The 16,247-nt window shown below is 56.6% G+C and carries 15 protein-coding genes; 6 read left to right on the forward strand and 9 right to left on the reverse strand.

Annotated elements, in window-relative coordinates; all coding sequences use genetic code 11:
* The first annotated feature begins 31 nt into the window (after positions 1-31).
* Positions 32-1,369, forward strand: a complete 1,338-nt coding sequence (locus GNG29_RS10915) for a glycoside hydrolase family 10 protein (RefSeq protein ID WP_103179604.1) — start codon at positions 32-34, stop codon at positions 1,367-1,369.
* Positions 1,370-1,417: 48 nt separating this feature from the next.
* Here the strand turns inward: GNG29_RS10915 and GNG29_RS10920 are convergent, their stop codons facing one another.
* Both GNG29_RS10920 and GNG29_RS10925 read right to left on the reverse strand, forming a co-directional pair.
* Positions 1,418-1,828, reverse strand: a complete 411-nt coding sequence (locus GNG29_RS10920; RefSeq protein ID WP_103179605.1) for an ASCH domain-containing protein — start codon at positions 1,826-1,828, stop codon at positions 1,418-1,420.
* 66 nt (positions 1,829-1,894) lie between these two features.
* Positions 1,895-2,515, reverse strand: a complete 621-nt coding sequence (locus GNG29_RS10925) for a LysE family translocator (protein WP_103179606.1) — start codon at positions 2,513-2,515, stop codon at positions 1,895-1,897.
* A gap of 147 nt (positions 2,516-2,662) precedes the next feature.
* On the opposite strand from GNG29_RS10925, the gene GNG29_RS10930 reads away from it, so the two are divergent.
* Both GNG29_RS10930 and GNG29_RS10935 read left to right on the forward strand, forming a co-directional pair.
* Positions 2,663-2,890 (forward strand): hypothetical protein, encoded by a 228-nt coding sequence (locus GNG29_RS10930; RefSeq protein WP_103179607.1) that lies wholly within the window; start codon positions 2,663-2,665, stop codon positions 2,888-2,890.
* 119 nt (positions 2,891-3,009) lie between these two features.
* Complete coding sequence (locus tag GNG29_RS10935; RefSeq protein WP_156654485.1) at positions 3,010-3,294, forward strand: VF530 family DNA-binding protein; 285 nt, start codon at positions 3,010-3,012, stop codon at positions 3,292-3,294.
* Here the strand turns inward: GNG29_RS10935 and glgX are convergent.
* From glgX to GNG29_RS10965, 6 genes are all read right to left on the reverse strand, one after another.
* Complete coding sequence (gene glgX, locus GNG29_RS10940; protein WP_103179609.1) at positions 3,291-5,366, reverse strand: glycogen debranching protein GlgX; 2,076 nt, start codon at positions 5,364-5,366, stop codon at positions 3,291-3,293. The genes GNG29_RS10935 and glgX overlap by 4 nt on opposite strands.
* 26 nt (positions 5,367-5,392) lie before the next feature.
* Complete coding sequence (treY, locus tag GNG29_RS10945) at positions 5,393-7,909, reverse strand: malto-oligosyltrehalose synthase (RefSeq protein ID WP_156654486.1); 2,517 nt, start codon at positions 7,907-7,909, stop codon at positions 5,393-5,395.
* Positions 7,909-9,693: a malto-oligosyltrehalose trehalohydrolase gene (gene treZ / locus GNG29_RS10950; protein WP_156654487.1), complete on the reverse strand. Its 1,785-nt coding sequence runs from the start codon at positions 9,691-9,693 to the stop codon at positions 7,909-7,911. Before treZ ends, treY begins: the two co-directional genes overlap by 1 nt.
* Before the next feature lie 263 nt (positions 9,694-9,956).
* The gene (locus tag GNG29_RS10955; RefSeq protein ID WP_156654488.1) at positions 9,957-11,507 is read right to left on the reverse strand and encodes a methyl-accepting chemotaxis protein; all 1,551 of its coding nucleotides are present in this window, start codon (positions 11,505-11,507) and stop codon (positions 9,957-9,959) included.
* Between the two features lie 198 nt (positions 11,508-11,705).
* On the reverse strand, positions 11,706-12,938 hold the full coding sequence (locus tag GNG29_RS10960) for a diguanylate phosphodiesterase (protein WP_156654489.1): 1,233 nt from the start codon (positions 12,936-12,938) through the stop codon (positions 11,706-11,708).
* Between the two features lie 217 nt (positions 12,939-13,155).
* A complete protein-coding gene (locus tag GNG29_RS10965) occupies positions 13,156-13,905 on the reverse strand; it encodes an SDR family oxidoreductase (protein WP_156654490.1) in 750 nt (249 codons plus the stop codon).
* Positions 13,906-14,030: 125 nt separating this feature from the next.
* Between GNG29_RS10965 and GNG29_RS10970 the strand changes: the two genes are divergently transcribed.
* A complete protein-coding gene (locus GNG29_RS10970) occupies positions 14,031-14,936 on the forward strand; it encodes a LysR family transcriptional regulator (RefSeq protein WP_156654491.1) in 906 nt (301 codons plus the stop codon).
* 25 nt (positions 14,937-14,961) lie between these two features.
* On the opposite strand, the gene GNG29_RS10975 is transcribed toward GNG29_RS10970, so the two are convergent.
* Positions 14,962-15,390, reverse strand: coding sequence for an OsmC family protein (locus GNG29_RS10975; RefSeq protein WP_156654492.1), 429 nt, complete (start codon positions 15,388-15,390; stop codon positions 14,962-14,964).
* A gap of 364 nt (positions 15,391-15,754) precedes the next feature.
* Between GNG29_RS10975 and bdm the strand changes: the two genes are divergently transcribed.
* Together bdm and sra are read left to right on the forward strand one after the other, a co-directional pair.
* A complete protein-coding gene (gene bdm / locus GNG29_RS10980) occupies positions 15,755-15,970 on the forward strand; it encodes a biofilm-dependent modulation protein (protein WP_139565102.1) in 216 nt (71 codons plus the stop codon).
* An 80-nt stretch (positions 15,971-16,050) separates the two neighbouring features.
* Positions 16,051-16,188: a stationary-phase-induced ribosome-associated protein gene (gene sra / locus GNG29_RS10985; RefSeq protein ID WP_103179617.1), complete on the forward strand. Its 138-nt coding sequence runs from the start codon at positions 16,051-16,053 to the stop codon at positions 16,186-16,188.
* Positions 16,189-16,247 lie beyond the last annotated feature (59 nt).

Raw genomic sequence — 16,247 nt, forward strand, 5'->3', positions numbered from 1 at the left:
ACAATAAACGTACCCGGCGACATTCGTATAACTGGAGCTTATCATCGCCTGTTCACGTCGTTCTCAGCTTGCCACTCACCTTAAGCGCTCCGGCGCGCTCATCGCCGCGCTTTTACTGGTCAGTTGCAGCTCAACTCCCCCCAAATCTCTGGTGACGCCGCTACCGCCGGTGGCGAAACAGCCCCTGCCCGATAAAACCGCACGCCACGAGCCGGTGCGCGGCGTCTGGCTGGCTACCGTCTCCCGTCTCGACTGGCCGCCCCAGGCGTCAGTGAATGGCCGCAGCGCAGAGTCGCGGAATGCCATGCAGCAGAAGGCCCTGACCGATAAGCTGGATAACCTGAAAAACCTCGGGATCAACACCGTTTTTTTCCAGGTGAAACCGGACGGCACAGCCCTGTGGCCCTCTAAAATATTGCCGTGGTCAGATATGCTGACCGGCAAAATAGGTGAAGATCCCGGGTACGATCCCCTGCAGTTTATGCTGGATGAAGCCCACAAGCGTGGGATGAAAGTGCATGCCTGGTTTAACCCTTACCGCGTCTCGACCAATATCCGCCCGGGTACGGTCGCCGAGTTGAACCAAACCCTGAAGCTGAATCCACCCAGCGTCTTTGTCCTGCATCGGGAGTGGATCCGCACCGCGGGCGATCGCTTTGTCCTCGACCCCGGCATCCCGGAAGTCCGGGACTGGATCACCAGCATTGTGGCGGAAGTGGTGTCGCGCTATCCGGTCGACGGCGTGCAGTTTGATGACTACTTCTATGCCGAGTCCGCAGGCTCGAAGCTGAACGACAGCCAGACCTATCGCCAGTATGGTCAGGGTTTTGACTCAAAAGCCGACTGGCGGCGCAACAATACCCAGCAGCTGATTACCCAGGTGTCGCGGACCATTAAACAGCTAAACCCGAACGTGGAGTTTGGCGTCAGCCCGGCAGGCGTATGGCGTAACCGCTCCCACGATCCGGCCGGGTCCGACACCCGGGGTGCGGCAGCCTATGACGAGTCTTTCGCCGACACCCGCCGCTGGGTGCAGCAGGGTCTGCTGGACTACATCGCTCCCCAGCTCTACTGGCCTTTTGCCCGGGATGCGGCGCGTTATGACGTGCTGGCAAAGTGGTGGGCCGGCGTGGTGAAACCGACCCATACGCGGCTCTATATTGGGGTGGCGCTCTATAAAGTGGGCGAACCCTCGAGCAAAGAGCCCGACTGGACGGTGAAAGGCGGCGTGCCGGAGCTGAAAAAACAGCTCGATTTGAATGAATCCGAGCCAAATATTGACGGCACGATTTTGTTCCGCGAGGACAATCTGAATCAGCCCCAGGCGCAGGATGCGGTGCGGTATTTGCGGACGCGTTGGGGATCGTGATGCAGAGGCGGCTGTCCGCCTCTGCTACAAAGAGACTGAGCGCTTAAGTTACAGGCGTTCAACAACCTCAAACTCTTCAGCAATCAGCGCCATATCCTCCGAAAAAGAACCTTCCTGCGTAAAGAAGCGCTGATGCTCTTTGCGCCAGTACTCGAGACTTAAATCGCCTTCGCCCTCTTTACAGGCAAACTCAGCGGTGACATCACAAAAACGCACCAGACGCGCTGAAACCAGCCTGACAACGCAGGCTGGTCGCGCTTGCCCATCCAGGATAATGATGTAACCACCAATGGTGGAGCTCGCGCCTTCTTGCTGATAAGAGGCCAGGGAGCCACAGGTGGCTGTTTTTATCCCCTTTCTGATCAGGTCTGCAAGCTCGCTGGCCAGTGCCGGGCTGTCACCCATCTGCCAGACAGCCGCACCTGGATACTTCACCGTTAATTCATCAACTGCGGTCATAAAATCCTCTTAATCGCCTATGAACATAATGCCGGGGGCGCTGCGCTTGCCCGGCCTGAAACGGCACTATCGCGAGCTGAGCGCAAGTTTAGCGGCGAAGGCTAAAAACAGACATCCTGTCGCTCTGTCCATCGCTTTAACGACGCCGCTTTTTCTCAGGATGGCCGAGGCAAAGTGGGTGGTTAAAATCAGCGTGACCGACCAGAGCGTACCGATTGCCACGTGAATAGTGACAAGAATAAAGGTCCATATTACAGGAGAATGCCCGGCTGGAATAAATTGCGGTAAGAAAGAGAGATAGAAAATGCCCATTTTGGGGTTAAGCACATTTCCCAGCATGCCTTTGATAAACCAGTTCCCACTGGCAGCGATATTGTTCTCGCCATGACTGAACGTTGAGCGAGGACGCCTCAGCAACTGTACGCCCAGCCAGCACAGGTACGCGGCGCCACAGAATTTGAGTAAGGTATAAGCCAGCACAGACACTGCCAGCAGCGCACCCAGACCGAATGCGACAAGCGCACCCCAGATGAAACAACCCACATCAATACCCAGCGCAGCCTGAAAGGCTTTTTTACCGCCTTCCGCGCAGGCGGTGCGCAGAATGAGTGCCGTATCCAGGCCAGGCGTCAGGGTAAGTAAAAGCGCAGCGAAAGAGAAAGCGAGAAGTGAATCGGTGACAGACATGTTGTTTATCCGAAAGAGTGGATGCTATCCACTTTACGCCTTGCGATCAACCTCTTAGATTTGGGGAGAGTTCATATCAGGTAGTAGCCACAGAACGACCGTTGGTCTATTGTGAAGGTCATAACAACCCGTCGGGAATAATGCACTATGGATAATCCCTTACTTCAGAAAGCGATCGTTGCCTTTATTCTTGTGCTGTGGGTTGTGAGTGAATTCAGGGCTAAAGCCAAAAAACAGCATTCTGATCCTGCCATTGCAGAAGCAGATGCCAGAGAACGCAACGCATGGCGTTATTTAATATGGGGCTTCCGGGCAATTCAGATTGCAGCAATGGTTTATCTCTTCACATTATTGCTCCAGTTTTTACTGGCATAAATTCCAGTAAGATTGAGGCAATAATCGGCCTGTAATGTCGACGGGTAACGTTGCTGGTTTCCCGCTTTTCTTGTACCCTTCCCCGCTTTCAGAACCTTGATAATAATAACCGGACGCATATGACCGCTCACCCTTCCAGAGATCCGCTGCACGGCGTCACCCTTGAGATGATGGTTAACGCCCTCGTGGCGCGCTATGGCTGGGCGCAGCTGGGCAAGCTGATTAAAATCAACTGTTTTAACAGCGACCCCAGCGTCAAATCCAGCCTCAAATTTTTGCGCCGCACGCCCTGGGCTCGCGCCGAAGTCGAAGCGCTCTATCTGGATTCGCTGGAAGATACCGCGCCGGCCAAAGCCGACGACGATACCTCCAGCCCCTGGGAGAGAGCCCGGGCTTACCGTTAAGGTCGACGCAACAGCACGATACTGCGGCCCGCCAGCGGGAAGTCACTATCCGGGGTGATAGCCTGGCCCAGGTTGTCATCCTGTACCGTACTTAGCTCCAGCACCCAGCCCCCCTCGCCGCAATCCGGGATACGGAACGGTACCGCAGCCTCGTATGGATTGATCAGCAGCAGCACCTCCTGCCAGATCCCGTTTGCAGCCTCTAAATCGGCCCGGGTCAGATAGAGCCCAAGGGTGGTGCCTTCATCCCAGTGTTCTGGCAATTGCAGGCCGCCACCCGCGTTGTACCACAGGATCTCCATCCCATCACGCCAGCTCTCGCGGCGTAACAGCGGCTGGCGGGTACGCAGCTCAATAAGATGCCGGGTAAAATTACGCAGCATCTCGGCGCTTTCCGGCAGATCCTCCCAGTGCACCCAGCTGATCTCGCTGTCCTGACAGTAGCCGTTGTTGTTCCCCATCTGGCTGCGGCCAAACTCATCCCCCGCCAGCAGCATCGGCGTACCGTGAGAAAAGAGCAGCGTGGTGAGGAAGTTGCGCTTCTGCTGTTCGCGCAGGGCGTTAATCTGCTCGTCGTCGGTAGGCCCTTCGGCGCCATAATTCGATGACCGGTTATCATTGTGGCCGTCGTTATTATCTTCCCCGTTCGCCTCGTTGTGCTTCTCGTTATAAGAGACCAGGTCGTTCAGGGTAAAGCCGTCATGGGCAGTGATAAAGTTGATGCTCGCCCACGGACGGCGCCCGCGCTGGTCGTAGAGATCGCCGGAACCGAGCAGACGCGCGGCGAAGTCCGAGGAGACGTTATCCCCGCGCCAGTATTCGCGCACGGTATCACGATACTTGTCATTCCACTCGCCCCAGCCTGGCGGGAATCCCCCTACCTGATACCCGCCAGGACCGATATCCCACGGCTCACCAATCAGTTTCAGCCGCGAGAGCAGCGGATCCTGCATCATGGCATCGAAAAAGCCCCCGCGCTGGTCGAACCCTTCCGGCTCGCGACCCAGAATGGTACCGAGGTCAAAACGGAAACCGTCGATATGCATCGATTCGGCCCAGTAGCGCAGAGAGTCCATGATCATCTGCAGCACACGGGGATGGGAGGTATTCACCGTGTTGCCAGTCCCCGTGTCATTCACATAGTAACGATGCTGGCCTGCAATGGTCCGGTAGTAGGAAAAGTTGTCGATCCCCTTGAAAGAGAGCGTCGGGCCCAGCTCGTTGCCCTCGGCGGTGTGGTTATAGACCACATCCAGGATCACTTCGATACCCGCATCGTGGAAGGCGCGCACCATATCGCGGAATCCCTGGATGCCGTTCGGACCGTAATAGCGGGATGCCGGGGAGAAGAAGTTCAGGGTGTTATAACCCCAGAAGTTTTTCAGCCCCCTGTCCAACAGATGTTGATCGTCCGGGAAGGCGTGCACCGGCAGCAGCTCCACCGAAGTAATGCCGAGGCTTTTGATGTAATCGACAATCGCTTTATGCCCCATCCCTTCAAAGGTGCCGCGCAGCTCAGGCGGAACGGCCGGGTGAAGCTGGGTAAAGCCCTTCACGTGGGTTTCGTACAGAATGGTTTCAGACCACGGCACCGCCGGGCGATGCGGATCCTGCCCGTCAAACACCCGGGGGTCGATAACCCGGCATTTCGGCGTAAACGGCGCGCTGTCGCGGGTATCAAAGCTGAGATCGAGATCGTCATGCCCCAGCTCATAGCCAAAATGGGCGGCGTTCCAGTTCAGCTCGCCGGTTAATGCCCGGGCATAGGGATCGAGCAGCAGTTTATGCGGGTTAAAGCGGTGGCCGTTTTCGGGATCGTAAGGACCATACACACGATAGCCATACAACGCGCCCGGCTGCAGATCCGGAACGTAGCCGTGCCACACTTCGTGAGTGTATTCCGGTAGCTCCAGGCGGGCAATTTCATGCTGGCCAGTCGGATCAAACAGACATAGCTCAACGCGTTCGGCACAGGCCGAAAAGAGCGCAAAATTGACGCCTTTGTCGTCATAGTTTGCGCCGAGCGGGTAACTCTGCCCCGCCTCAATCTGATAGATCTTATTATTTGCCATAACATCTCTCCCTCGAACCATCATTATTAGCCGCAGGCCAGTAACACCCGCCAGCAATCCTGTGCATCATGTAACTTCAGGCTTTCGCCCGGTATAACGATTTCACCGCTGAAACAGTCCTGATAGCGACGCCCGGCCAGTTCCGCAGGCAAGACAACCTCCGTATCGCCCCACAGTGCCGCGCCGGTCAGTGGAAACGTCTGTGCGGCGCTGGCAAACGCCAGCCGTGGGGCGACCACGATCAATACGTCGTCGTCATCCACGCGGGCAAAGGCGATAGCTTTGTCCGCCCTTTCCCCCCGGGTCAGCAACGCGACATAGCTGCCCAAGCGGAACAGCGCCGGTTTACGCTGGCGCAGATTCAGCAGCGTGCTGGTGACATACACCTTAAGCTGGCCGTCGAGCCAGCTCGCCTCACGGGAGGCAGTATGCAGATCGGCGCTGTTGAGCTGCTGGCTGAGCTGCGCGAAATCCGGCTCGCGGCGGTTATCCGGGTCGACGAGGCTAAAGTTGAGCCCCTCGCTGCCCTGATAAACATCCGGTACGCCCGGAGCGGTCAGTTTGATCACCGTCTGGCTCAGGCTGTTTACCAGCCCGGCGCGGATAAACGGGCGTAACGAGGTGCTGAAGTCGCGCAGAAAATCCTGATTGTCCGGCGAGAGCAGATGGCGGGCATACTCCAGCACCACCGTCTCATAGGCTTCGTTGCTGTCTACCCAGTCGGTACGCAGCTTGGCCTCGCGCAGGGCTTTCTCCACAAAAGCCAGGAAGCGCGCTTCCAGCGCATTCAGACCCGCCGAATCCTGGGGATCGAGTGCGGGTGGCCAGACCCCCGCCAGCGCCTGATATAACATCCAGGTGTCAGCGGCTCGCGGCGCGGTGCCATCGTTCAGAAAGCGGACATGGGTCTGGTTGAGTTGCTGCCAGCGGGCCACGCACTCGGCCCATACCTGCGGCGCTTCGGTCAGGGTATAGAGCCGGGCGCGGGCATCTTCCCCGCGCTTGGTGTCGTGGGTTGAGGTGCCCGAGAGCGCATCCGGCTGGCGTTCACGCCGCGCCGTCATTTCGGTATGGAAACGTGTCAGTGAGAAGGCGCGCGGCACCGGTTCGGCCCCGACTTCGTTAAGCGCCAGATCCATGTGCTGGCGGAAAAAGAGCGTGTCTTCAACGGATTTCGCCATCAGCGGCCCGGTCAGCTGCTGGAAACGGGTGCGGAACTGGCTGGCGGTATCGCGGGCCTCATCGCTGACCTCGCCGGTCAGGATACGGGTCAACAGCGTGAGCGCGTCCGGGTCGGCGTTAACGTGGGTCAGCACGTTTTGTAGCAGCCGGATATCCGCGCCGGACATCCCCTGCGCGGTGCCATAGGTGCGATAGACCGGGAAGGCCACCAGCAGTTCCCGCAGCGCCAGGCGCAGCAGCTCTTCATCAATCGCCACGCCCTCCACCTGCGCCAGTTTTTTGGCCAGCGTCAGCAGCGTGGAGAACTCCCCGGCGAAATTGCGATCCACCATCAGCAGGCGCGCCGCACGCAGTTCAGCGTGCATGTCCACCGGGCTACCCACCACCGCGTCGTAAGCCTGACGCAGGCTGTCGATTTTGTCGTCATCCACCAGCACTTCCGAGAGCGAGGCGATGAATTCATACCCGGTCGTGCCGGAGATGGGCCAGTCTGCGGGGAGGTTCTCCCCTTTACTGAGGATCTTCTCTACCGTGATGTAGCAATCGGCTCCCGCCTCCTGCCGCAAACGTTGCAGGTAAGCGCGCGGGTCGGCCAGACCATCCACATGATCGATGCGCAGCCCGTCCACCGCCCCCGACCGCACCAGGGCCAGGATCAGGGCATGGCTGTCATCAAAGACCGCGTCGTCCTCAACGCGCACACCCACCAGACCGGTGATCTCGAAGAAGCGCCGCCAGGAGAGATCCCGCGGGGCGTCGCGCCAGCTGCTGAGCCGCCACGGCTGCTGGTCATGCAGGCGTGCAATCGCCTCAGGCTCGCGCAGGTTCAGAACCTCTTCCTCGCGCCCCATCCAGCTCTCCGGGGTGAGCGGATAGAAGTTGTCATAAACGGCCAGCGCCGGTTTACCGGTGTTGGGATCGCGCTGGATGCTGATCTCCCCGTTTGCCAGTACCACGTCAAAGTCATCGCCCAGAAACGGCAGCGTCAGGCGGCGGGACCAGTCGATATCAAAGTGACGGGCATAGCGGCTCTTCTCGCCATGTTCAATCACATCACGCCACCAGGCGTTTTCCAGCGAGGTGGACATATGGTTCGGGACGATATCGAGAATCAGCCCCAGGCCAGCCGCCTTAAGGGCACTGACCAGCCGTTCAAATCCGGCGCGGCCACCAATGGCCGGGTCGATCTCATTGGCGTCGGTCACGTCATAACCGTGGGTCGAATCACGGGCAGCGGTAAAAATCGGCGAGGCATACAGATGGCTGATGCCAAGTTGTTGCAGATAGGGCACCAGACTGGCGGCACGATCGAACGTCATGCCATTACGAAACTGGATACGCCAGGTCGCTGTGGGGATCATCAGGTTGGTTCTCCAGGGGCAAAGCGGACAATAAGGGTGTCGGGCCGTAATTCGGTATGGATCTCAGGCCAGGCAAAGAGGGTTTCACCCGGCAGATCGGGCAACGCCTCCGTATGGCCGCCGACGTTAAACGCCAGCGACAGGGTTCCCCGTGGAAACGTCCAGGTGACTGCCACGCAGCCGGGTGCCAGGTCCAGCACCTTGCCCCCACCGTTGCGGGCGGTTGCCAGCAGCGGCACAATCACCTGCTGACGCAGCTGCAACAGGTGACGGGTAAAGCTCAACCAGCTTTCCCCCTCCGGCTGGTTAACTTTGTCCCAGTCGAGTTTCGATCGTGTAAAGGTCTCCAGCGCATTCGGATCGGGCACGCCCTCCTCCTGGTGGCTGGCATGGTCGGCGAACTCCTTCGCCCGTCCTTCCCGTACCGCCCGCGCAAGATCACCGTGAAAATCGGTAAAGAAAAGGAATGGCCGGGTTTCGCCGAACTCCTCGCCCATAAACATGAGCGGGATATGCGGCGACAGCAGCAGCGCGGCCAGCAGCACCCGGGTGCGATCCTCCCCGATAAGGGAGAGCAGACGATCCCCCTGCGCCCGGTTACCCACCTGGTCGTGATTCTGGATAAAGTCGACAAAGGCCACCGGCGGCTGGTCGATGCTTTTAACCCCGCGTGGCTCCCGGTCCCGGGGAGTGATTTCGCCCTGATAGGCAAACCCTTCCGCCAGCGCCCGGGCGACCCATTTTTCCGGCTGATGCGCAAAGTCCCGGTACCAGGCGTGGGTTTCCCCGCTGGCCAGGACGTGAATGGCATTGTGCAGATCGTCATTCCATTCGGCGGTATAAAGCGACGGGGAGCCATCCTCACCGTAAGGATGCAACGAGATAATGTTGCGGTTGTCTTCGGTGGTGAGATGGATCGGGCGATCGGTTATCTGCGCCCGGATGCGTTCAGCAATTTCAACCAGGATATGTTTTTCAGACGAATCTGCAATGTGATCGATGGCGTCGAAGCGCAATCCATCGAAGCGGAACTCCTCCAGCCAGTACAGCGGCACGCCGATCATAAACTGGCGCACGGGGGCCACATCGTAGGCGATGCCATTTCCCCAGGGGGTCATTCGCTCCGGATGGAAAAAGTCCGGGGAGAGGCGCGGGAGGTAGTTTCCCTCCGGACCAAAATGGTTCAGCACAATATCCAGCACCACCGACAGTCCCAGTCCGTGAGCGGTATCCACAAAGGCTTTCAGCTCATCTGGCGTACCGTAGGCGCTGTGCGGGGCATAGAGCAGCACTCCGTCATAGCCCCAGTTGCGATTGCCTCCGGCCTGCGATACGGGCATCAGTTCAATCATTGTGATACCCAGCGAGGCCAGATACGGCAGCTTGTCGGCTGCCGCGCGGAAGGTGCCTTCCGGGGTAAAGGTACCGATATGCAGCTCATAGACCACGCTCTCTTCCCAGCGTCGGCCCTGCCATTCAGTATTGCGCCAGACATAGCTGTCGGGATCGCACACCAGCGAAGGACCGTTGACATCCCCTTGCTGGGCGCGGGAGGCGGGATCCGGCACCGCAGTGCCGTCTGCCAGAATATAACTGTAGGGTGAACCGGGTTTGACGTAGTCAACCGTCAGTTCAAATCCGCCGTCACCGGTCGGGTGCATCGCCAGCGTTTCGTCGTTGAGGCGCAGGGAGACCTGCTCCTGACCGCTGGCCCATAGATGGAAGCGAACCGTGTTAGCATCAATGTGTTCACAACCCCAATACGTAATAGATTTAGCTGTCATTCCACCACCTCGTTTGACCCGTGTTCCTCAGGGTGCTTAACGTTTATCGTTACGCAGAGGGAAAAAGAGAAAGTGCGGCGGCAATCCGCCGCGCATGCACATCAAGCATAGACCAGGAAATTAATGTGAGATGGGTCACGACGAAGCGGCAGGAAAAGGTGTGGTCAGGGTATCGCCGGGTGGCGGCTGCGCCTTACCCGGCCTACGAACGATAAAACTGCAGGCCCGGCAAGCGCAGCGCTGCCGGGCAATCAGACATTGCCTTATGCTGGTTCCGGAAGGCGGAAGCTGGCAATACTTTGGGTGAGGTGTCTGGCTTGCTCTTCCAGCGAAGCCGCTGCCGCCGCAGACTCCTGCACCAGCGCGGCGTTCTGCTGGGTCACGCCATCCATTTCGGTCACGGCCTGCCCTACCTGACCAATGCCGCGGCTCTGCTCTTCGGACGCCACCTGAATCTGCTCCATCAGCGCGTTGACTTTGTTCACCGAGGTGATGATGGCATGAATGACCTCACCCGAGCGATTCACCAGCTGCGAACCGTTTTTCACGCTGGAAACCGACTGGGCGATGAGGTTCTCAATATCCTTCGCCGCCACGGCGCTTTTCTGCGCCAGAGTGCGCACTTCAGTCGCCACCACTGCAAATCCACGCCCCTGCGTCCCGGCGCGCGCCGCTTCAACGGCGGCATTCAGCGCCAGAATGTTGGTCTGGAAGGCGATGCTGTTAATGACGCTGGTGATATCTTCGATGCGCTGAGAGTTGGCGGCGATGGTGTTCATGGTTTCGATCACCTCGCGGGTCACGGCCTCCCCGGTACGGGCGTTGTTTACCGCATCCTGCACCAGCTTACCTGCCTGGTTGACGTTCTCGGTATTATTGGCAACCGTCGCGCTCAGCTGCTCCATGCTGGCGGCCGTTTCCGTCAGGGCGGCAGCCTGCTGCTCGGTGCGGGAAGCCAGGTCGATATTGCCGGAGGCAATCTCCTGCGAGGCGTGGTTAACGGTATGGCAGGCGGCACGTACCTGAGAGACGGTATCCAGCAGGGCCAGACGCATTTCCTCCATCGAGCCCATCAGCAGGTCGATCTCATTGTTCGATCCGGTTTTCTGCGGTACCGCTTCCGTTAATTTACCGGCGGCGATCTGGCTGCAGTGCTCACGGGCGAGATGAATCGGCGCTAAGACAAACCGCTTCATCAGCACGCTCACCCCGACAATGACCACCACAAACAGGGCGGCAAAAGCAATAATGATGGTTAAGCCGGATGAAAACTGCGTCCGCGCATCATCATTTAACTGTTTCGCGTATTTCTGGTGCACCGACAGCACCTGATCGAGGACAATTTCGTACTGACGGTCGAGGCCAGAAATCTGCGGGATCAGCGCATCAAACTTTGCCTTGTCATGGGCGGAAGCCGCCTCAATCATCGGCACCAGGCCACGATCGCGGTAGGCCAGCCAGCCGTCATTATAGTTTTTCACCAGCGGCGCTTCGTCCGCCAGGCGGGGGGCGTCATTAAACGCGGCGAAGGCGCCATCGGCTTTGGTCAGAGCCAGCTTAACGGAGGCCAGCTTCTCATCGAGACCGGTGGTGTCGCCACTTTCCACCTGTTTCATATACTCCATAACCCGCACGCGCAGGGTACGGCTATGGTTAATGGGATCGATAATGGATAACACCACCTGAATCTCTTTATTCACGTTATCCAGGGAGTTGTTGCTTTTAATGGCCAGCCAGACGTTAGTTGCGGCACTGGCGACAAAGAAAAACAGCAGGGCAAGCAGGATGGCAAGAGATGACTTTTTTAATGACATAAATACCTCAGAAACAATACGGTCTGAGGTATTATCGGCAGCGCAAAATTAACATTGAGTTAAAGTTATTTATTAATAAAAAAGCCGAAAAAACATTAAATTTATTAAAATCACTGCATTACAAAATATTTGCTAATAATTTAACCTGCGAAGCATTGTAAATATTCAACTATTTACCCAATCCTTATTGCTGAATATTTAATCGCTCAGGAAAGGTGTGCTGGACAACTGCGGCCAGTGGATCTCTCCTACCCCGTTTAATTTTGGCCGGGAGAAGAGAAAGCCCTGAAAACGCTTAATGCCAGCCGACTCCAGCCAGCACCACTCGTCGATCTTCTCAATGCCCTCGGCCACCAGCGCAATTTCAAGGTCTGTACAACAGCTGATAATCGACTTCACAATTGCCTGCTTCGGGCCGCTCAAATGGATGTCGCTGACAATCTCACGGTCGATTTTGAGCTTATCCGGCTGGAAACGGGTTAACAGCGACAGCCCGGCATACCCGGAGCCAAAATCATCGATCGCCAGGCCAATACCTGCCGCCCGAAGCTGCTTAATGGCGCTGTTAAACTGGTTGAACCCGGAGATCATTTCGTTTTCGGTGACTTCAATCACCACCTGCTCCGGCTGCAGGCCGTGGATGAGGATCTGGTCCATCAGAAAATCAACAGCACCAGGGACATTCACCAGCGACATCGGCAGCAGATTGACGGCGATTTTATGATTGCCGATGCCGATTTTCTCCGCCAGGGCAAAAGCATATGCCTTCGTCTGGAGATCCACTTCGTACATTTTGTCCTGATCGATGGCGCTAAAGAAGCGTTCCGGACTTCCTCCGTCGTTACCGCGAATTAACGCCTCCAGCGAGGAGATTTTCCCCTCGGTGGGTTCAATAATGGGTTGCAGGGCAAACTGGCAGACCTGATTTTCGATGAGCGCGTTGATGCCTTGCCCAAACGGGGCATGCTCCGGGGCCAGTCTCCATCTCTCCGGCAGGAAGACCGTCCGGTCGCGGGTGGGCTGTTCCCGGGTAATAAACGACTGAATAAACTTGAACACCCGATCCTGCGCTGCCAGATAGTAGTCCAGCTTGCTGTAGCGCAGCACCGATGAGAGCACCGATTTCTGGCTATCAACCAGCAGGTCGAAGAGTAGCATGCCGACATTTTCGAAGCGTCTGTGCGGGCCATAATCGCGCATCAGCTCTACCACGCTGTGATGGCGTTTGTCGCTACGGATCTTACAAAACAGTTTTTCAATGACCTCTTCCGATCCTTCAAGGATCTGCAAAAAGTCGACGCCGTTAAACAGCAAAATGCCCGTCACATCCAGGGCGGAATTCCGCTGCCTGGCTTTTTCAACAAGTGAAATAAGAGATAATGATTGGCAGGATGGATTTAACTGGCTTTTATAAATAAGAGTCGTCAGCACAGCTAGTGTTCCTGGTCGAATGTTAGGGCTTTTAAGCTATTGTTTAGCATAAATTACATTCGTGGCCTAATAGTATTACGAGGATATATTCAGAAAAGATCGATTCGGCTCAAAAATAATCAGTGTGAATGCTTATTGGTGCCATAAAGTAGAGAAACATCCTTGTTGTTGCAGACAGACATGCCGTCCGTGGCACGTTCAGTCAGTCCTGTTTGCGTCAGATTTGCGCCATCCCGCCGTCCACAAACAGCTCGACGGCGTTGATAAAGCTGGCGGCATCGGAGGCGAGGAACGCCACCGCTTTCCCCACCTCTTCCGGCTCGCCAATACGCCCCATCGGTACCGTAGCGGCTAAGGCATCAAACAGCCCCTGCCGCTGATCTTCTGGCACCAGTTCTCCCAGCCCCGGGGTTTTAATCGGGCCCGGGCTGACCACGTTCACCCGGATACCGCGCCCCTGCAAATCCAGCGCCCAGGAGCGGGCGAAGTTTCTTACCGCCGCCTTGCTGGCGCTATAGACGCTGAAGTTAGCGGTACCTTTAATGGAGACCGTGGAGCCGGTCAGGATCACCGAGGCTTTGTCGGCCAGCAGCGGCAGCGCTTTTTGAACGGTAAACAGTACGCCGCGGACGTTGGTGGCAAAAATGCGGTCGAACTGTTCTTCGGTTATCGCCCCCAGAGGCAGCATATCGCCCCCGCCGGCGTTCGCGAACAGCACATCCAGCCGCCCGGACTGTTCGGCGATTTGGGCATAAACGGTATCAAGATCGGCGAGTACGGAGGCGTCGGCGCGAATGCCGGTGACCTGCCCGCCGAGGGTGGCGATGGCGTTGTCCAGCTCCGCCTGGCGGCGACCGGTGATATAGACCTTCGCCCCCTGGGCTTGCAGCTCTTTTGCCGTTGCCAGACCGATGCCGCTGGTGCCGCCGGTGACGAGTGCGATTTTATCTGTTAATGCTGTGTTCATTTTGCTTTTCCTTCCACATTGTTGGTGTGGAAGCACTGTAGCCCTTGCGGCATTAGTGAAAAATTAGCAAAAATGGAAATCACTTTTTCCCTGTGGGAATAATCTCTGTGGCGGAGCGCCCCTCTATGGATCAATTACAGGCCATGCGCGCCTTTACGCGCGTGGTAGAAACCGGCAGCTTTACCCGGGCGGCGGACTCACTGAATATGCCCATCGCCAGCCTCAGCAAGCTGGTGAAAGCGCTGGAGGCCCATCTGGACGTGCGGCTGCTGCAACGCACAACCCGCCGGGTGACGGCGACGCCAGAGGGCCAGGACTATTACGAAAAAGCCCGCCGGGTGCTGATTGATATCGAAGAGATAGACACCTCTTTCAGCCAGGCGAAACAGCAGCCCCAGGGGCACCTCCGCATCGACGTGGGCGGCTCTACGGCGCGAGACGTGCTGATCCCTGCGCTGCCGGATTTTATACGCCGCTACCCCGCTATCCGTATCGATCTTGGTGTGGCCGACCGGCCAGTGGATCTTATCAGCGGCAACGTGGACTGCGTTATCCGCGGCGGCGCGCTGGAGGACTCTTCGCTTATTGCCCGGCATATTGGCAATGCAGAGATGGTCACCTGTGCCACACCGGGCTATCTGAAGCAGTACGGGACCCCCGCTTATCCGGAGGAGCTGCGCAACGGCCATAAGCTGGTAAGTTATCTGTCGCCAGTAACCGGACGCGCCGTGCCGTTTCGCTTTACCCATGAGAATGAGATCCGCGACATTAATCTGGTGCATCATATAGGTGTGAACGAGAGCAACGGTCATCTGGCGGCAGCGGTGGCCGGGATGGGGATAATACAGACGTTTCGTTACTCAGCAGGCGCACTGCTGGAAGCGGGCACGCTGGTAGAGATCCTCGACAGGTGGCGCCCGCCGCACTACCCATTTTACGTGGTTTATCCGCAAAACCGGCATATGACGCATCGTCTGAGGGTATTTATCGCGTGGCTGGCGGAGGTCTTTCCCGCCGCGGTGAAGGGATAGCCGGGCGCAACGCCCGGCAGGACAATCAATTCAGCTGATAGTCGAGGGTGATTTCCGCTTTCAGCAGCTGTGAAACCGGGCATCCCGCTTTCGCTTTCTGGATAATGCCGTCAAACTGCTGCGGGTCGATGCCCGGAACGGTTACTTTGCTCTGCAGAGCGACTTTGCTGATGGTAAAACCGCTGTCGGTTTTATCCAGAGAGACATCTGCATTGGTATCAATGGAATCCGCAGTATAGCCCGCCTCACCCAGCATCAACGACAGGGCCATAGAGAAACAGGCCGCATGCGCAGCACCAATCAACTCTTCCGGGTTGGTGCCTTTGTCCCCTTCAAAGCGGGTGTTGAAGCCGTAAGGTTGCTGATTAAGAACGCCGCTCTCAGTCGAAACCGTCCCCTTGCCGCGTTTAATATCACCAGACCAGTGTGCTGAACCGTGCTTATGAATTGTCATTCTTGCTCTCCTTGTTGGCTTACAAAGCCTTCAGTATAGACCACGCTGAAGAGAGAGCCCGAAAGTGTGATATATCAGGATTAATCTGTGAAGTCGGAGAGGTTATGACTATTGCAACCAGGATTTTTCCGTGTAATTTAAATCTGTCTACAATAATATTTAATTCGGGGCCAACTGACACAGGATTATTTTTAAGGAGTCTAAAGAATATATTCTATTTTCTAAGATCATGAAAAAGCATGATTTTATGACAGCAATATTTCTGAGAGGATTCTTAAACACAGCGGCAAAAATATTTGTCATTCTGAATATCACGATGTTTTTGCGAGCCGGACCATTAAACAGAAAACGACACGGAGGCAACATGTTTAATTATTATTCTGCAAATACGACATCCGCACAGCCGGAATTGGTTAACGCTATCGCACAGGGTTTACGCGCTGAAATGGGCGCGGTCACTGAAGATGACATTTTAATGGAACTGACAAAGTGGGTAGAAGCCTCAGACAATGACATCCTCAGTGATATCTACCAGCAAACCATTAACTACGTCGTAAGCGGCCAGCACGACAGTTTCTGAAAACCTGCTATGCTGGAGAGGCAACCTTAAGGGTTATATTTCGATCACCTTATCACTATCAACAGGATGGAGGAGTCAATATGAAATCGAACCGTCAGGCACGCCATATTCTGGGAATGAACTACAAGGTGTCTAACCAGCGCAAAGTGGTCATTGAGGGAGGCAGCGAAACGCAGGTCACCCACGCCACCGGCAGAAAACGCCAGCAACCAAAGTAAGTTCTCCCTAAAGATCCCCGACACCATCGGCAAAACCGATGGTGTTTTTATTTGTATGT

The sequence above is a fragment of the Leclercia sp. Colony189 genome (assembly GCF_009740165.1).
GTDB lineage: Bacteria > Pseudomonadota > Gammaproteobacteria > Enterobacterales > Enterobacteriaceae > Enterobacter.